Raw genomic sequence first — 3,418 nt, 5'->3', positions numbered from 1 at the left:
CGGACATATGGATGCAGCGATCCGATCACCTCAAAAGCTCTTGTGCCACGGGGGCCGTCCACATATGGGTCCCGGCTCAAGGCCGGGACGACGAATGCCCACCTTGCAATTCGGCACGGGAAAGGGTTCTTGCCGTGACCATGACCGTCGAAGCGCCAGTGCTGGAACAACCCGACGCCGCCATGCCGCCTGCGGCGGCGCGGCTGTCGCGTTTTGTGCGGCCCGCGCTCGGGCTGCTGCTGCCGTTAGGCCTCGCCCTCGGCTGGGAGCTCGCGGTCTGGTTCGGCTATTCCAACGGCCGGCTGGTGCCGCCGCCGACGAAAGTCTTCGCCACGATCATGGAACTCGCGAAAAGCGGCGAGCTGTCACGGCACATCGCCACAACGCTCTCCCGCGTTGCCGCGGGCTTTGCGCTCGGCGTCGTCGCCGGTACGCTGCTCGGCGCGGTCTCCGGCTATTGGGGGCTGGCGCGGCGGCTGCTCGATCCGACCGTGCAGGCGCTGCGCGCGATCCCATCGATTGCCTGGGTGCCGCTGTTCATCCTCTGGCTCGGCATTTTTGAAACCTCGAAGGTGGCGCTGATCGCGGTCGGCGTGTTCTTCCCGGTCTATCTCGGCGTGATGGGCGCGATCCACTCGGTCGACCGCAAGATCGTCGAGGTCGGCCGCATCTTCCGCCTCTCGGGCCCGGCGATGATCCGCCGCATCCTTCTGCCGGCGGTCTTGCCGGCCTATGTGGTGGCGCTCCGCGTCGGCCTTGGTCTGGGCTGGATGTTCGTGGTTGCCGCCGAGTTCATGGGCGCCTCCGAGGGGCTCGGCTATCTCCTGATCGACGGCCAGCAGCTCGGCAAGCCGGCGCAGATCGTCGCCGCGATCGTGATCTTCGCGATCCTCGGCAAGACCACCGACTGGCTGATCGAACTCGCCACCGCGCCGCTCTTGCGCTGGCAGGACGCTTTCGGCCGCGGGCGCGGAGCGGCCTGATGCTCGCCCTTCGTAGCGTCGGCAAGACCTATCCTAACGGGGTCCATGCGCTTTCGCGCTTCTCCGCCGAGATCAAGCCGGGCGAGATCATCGCGATCATCGGCGGGTCCGGTTGCGGCAAGTCGACGCTGCTGCGCGCCATCGCCGGGCTCGATCGCGCCACGTCAGGCACGGTGATTCTCGATGGCACAACCATCACCGCGCCGCACGCCAAGATCGGCATCATCTTCCAGGAGCCGCGGCTGCTGCCCTGGCTCAGCGTCGCCGACAATATCGGCTTCGGCCTCTCGGATCTGCCGGCCGATGCGCGGCGTGAAAAGGTGGCGCGCGCGCTGGCCCGTGTCGGACTCGCCGACAAGGCCAATGCCTGGCCGCGCGAGCTTTCCGGCGGGCAGGCGCAGCGGGTGGCGATCGCGCGCGCGTTGGTGCCGCAGCCGGAGGTGCTGCTCTTGGACGAGCCGTTCTCCGCGCTCGATGCCTTCACCCGTCGCGACCTGCAGGATCATCTGCTCGACCTCTGGGCCGACACCCGCCCGACGCTGATCCTGGTAACGCACGACGTCGACGAGGCCGTGGTGCTGGCGGACCGCGCGCTGGTGATGCGGCCGCGGCCCGGCCGGCTGTTCGAGGAGATCGCGATCAACCTGGCGCGGCCGCGCGACCGCAACTCGTCGCCTACAGACAATTTCAAGCGTCGCGTGCTCACCGCGCTCGACCGCTCGCTCGATCGCAACGTGCCGGACAATGAGACGAGCTCGACCGCCGGCGAAGCGATGTGGTGGTGACACCGACGCCCCCAGGGAGTACACGGAAAGACAGAAAATCCGGGAGAACAACAATGGACGCCACCGAGCTCCGCGCGCTGCAAGCCCCGATCAAGGAACGCTACAAGACCGACCCCGCCACCGCCGTTATCACGCTGAAAGCCAAGGGCTCGATCGAGAACGAAGGCATCGCCTGCAAGGTCGAAACCGGCCGTGCGCTCGCGGTCGCCGGCCTTCATCCGGCAACCGGCGGCTCCGGGCTGGAACTCTGCTCCGGCGACATGCTGCTCGAAGCGCTGGTCGCCTGCGCCGGCGTGACGCTGAAATCGGTGGCGACCGCGATCGAAGTGCCGCTTCGCAGCGGCAATGTGTTCGCTGAAGGCGATCTCGATTTCCGCGGCACGCTCGGCGTCGACAAGGAAGCGCCGGTTGGCTTCGCCGAGATCCGCCTGCGCTTCGAGGTCGACACCGACGCGCCGCAGGACAAGCTCGACCTCTTGCTCAAGCTGACCGAACGCTATTGCGTGGTTTATCAGACCATCAGGCATGGCCCGCAGGTCGCCGTCTCGATGAAGCGGGTGTGATGTCGCTTGAGCCCTACCCTTTCAGGGGAGGGTGCAGAGAGCGCCAATGCCTCCCGAATTCATCTTCCTGCTGACGCTCGTCTTGCGCATGGCGATCACGGCCGCCTTTGTCGTGACCGCCTCCGTCATCGCCGAGCGTTCAGGGCCGGTGATCGGCGCGCTGGTGGCAACCTTGCCGATCTCGGCGGGACCGTCCTATGTCTTCCTCGCGCTTGACCATGATGCGGCCTTCATCGCCGAGGGTGCGCTCGCGAGCCTGCCGATCAATGCGGCGACGATCTATCTCGGATTGACCTATGTCGTGCTGGCACAGCGCCACAGTGCGTTGCTCAGCACGGCCGCAGCCGTCGCGGTATGGATTATACTCGCGTCCATCTTCCGCCAGTTCCACTGGACGCTCGCCGCCGGGCTGATCATGAACGTCATCACCTTTGCGATCTGCGTGCCGCTGTTGCAGCGCTATCGCCATGTGAAGAAGATGCCGCTGATCACCCGCCGCTGGTACGACATACCCCTGCGCGCCTCGCTGGTCGCGACGTTGGTGGCGGTCGTGGTGACGTCCTCGGGCTGGGTCGGCCCGCGGGTCAGCGGCATCATCGCGCTGTTTCCGGTGGTCTTCACCTCGATGATGCTGATCCTGCATCCGCGCATCGGCGGCCCGCCGACGGCGGCCGTGATTGCCAACGGCGCCTGGGGCCTGATGGGATTTGGAATTGCGATCGCGGTGCTGCATGTCGCCGCGCTGCAGTTCGGTTCGGCGATCGGCCTCAGTCTCGCGCTCCTGACCTGCGTGACCTGGAATCTCGGCCTGTGGTGGCATGGGCGGCGACGAATGCGTCGAACTTAGATCCTCATGGTGAGGAGCGCGTAGCGCGTCTCGAACCATGAGGCCCCGATCGCGCCCCTGGCCCATCCCTCGAGACGCCGCCTCGCGGCTCCTCGGGATGAGGAGACGCGTAGGGTGGGCAAAGGCGCTCTTGCGCCGTGCCCACCATCCACGTTCTGCCCGCGATGGTGGGCACGCTGCGCTTTGCCCACCCTTCTGTAACGGGCCTGGATCAGTCAATCCCTTTTGCGTCATCCGCTC

Annotated in this window: 4 protein-coding genes; all 4 read left to right on the top strand. The window is 66.5% G+C overall.

Going from position 1 to position 3,418, the window contains the following annotated elements; translation table 11 throughout:
* The first annotated feature begins 140 nt into the window (after positions 1-140).
* The 4 genes from AAFX91_RS40110 to AAFX91_RS40095 are packed head-to-tail and all read left to right on the top strand — an operon-like array spanning position 141 to position 3,178.
* A complete protein-coding gene (locus AAFX91_RS40110) occupies positions 141-983 on the top strand; it encodes an ABC transporter permease (RefSeq protein WP_394570181.1) in 843 nt (280 codons plus the stop codon).
* Positions 983-1,768: an ABC transporter ATP-binding protein gene (locus AAFX91_RS40105; RefSeq protein WP_394570180.1), complete on the top strand. Its 786-nt coding sequence runs from the start codon at positions 983-985 to the stop codon at positions 1,766-1,768. The genes AAFX91_RS40110 and AAFX91_RS40105 overlap by 1 nt, the downstream gene beginning before the upstream one ends.
* Positions 1,769-1,821: 53 nt before the next feature.
* Positions 1,822-2,331 (top strand): OsmC family protein, encoded by a 510-nt coding sequence (locus AAFX91_RS40100; protein ID WP_282528804.1) that lies wholly within the window; start codon positions 1,822-1,824, stop codon positions 2,329-2,331.
* 46 nt (positions 2,332-2,377) lie between these two features.
* Positions 2,378-3,178: a hypothetical protein gene (locus AAFX91_RS40095; protein ID WP_394570179.1), complete on the top strand. Its 801-nt coding sequence runs from the start codon at positions 2,378-2,380 to the stop codon at positions 3,176-3,178.
* The last annotated feature ends 240 nt before the right edge of the window (positions 3,179-3,418 follow it).

Source organism: Bradyrhizobium sp. 31Argb, from assembly GCF_043638955.1.
In the GTDB taxonomy this organism is placed as follows: Bacteria; Pseudomonadota; Alphaproteobacteria; order Rhizobiales; family Xanthobacteraceae; genus Bradyrhizobium.
The sequence above is the reverse complement of the archived record's forward strand: the minus strand, read 5'-3'. Positions and strand labels throughout refer to the sequence as shown.

Bases quoted from the DNA above. Each gene is read 5' to 3' on its own strand.
- AAFX91_RS40110 (WP_394570181.1), top strand. From the start codon at position 141: ATGACCGTCGAAGCGCCAGTGCTGGAACAACCCGACGCCGCCATGCCG.
- AAFX91_RS40105 (WP_394570180.1), top strand. From the start codon at position 983: ATGCTCGCCCTTCGTAGCGTCGGCAAGACCTATCCTAACGGGGTCCAT.
- AAFX91_RS40100 (WP_282528804.1), top strand. From the start codon at position 1,822: ATGGACGCCACCGAGCTCCGCGCGCTGCAAGCCCCGATCAAGGAACGC.
- AAFX91_RS40095 (WP_394570179.1), top strand. From the start codon at position 2,378: ATGCCTCCCGAATTCATCTTCCTGCTGACGCTCGTCTTGCGCATGGCG.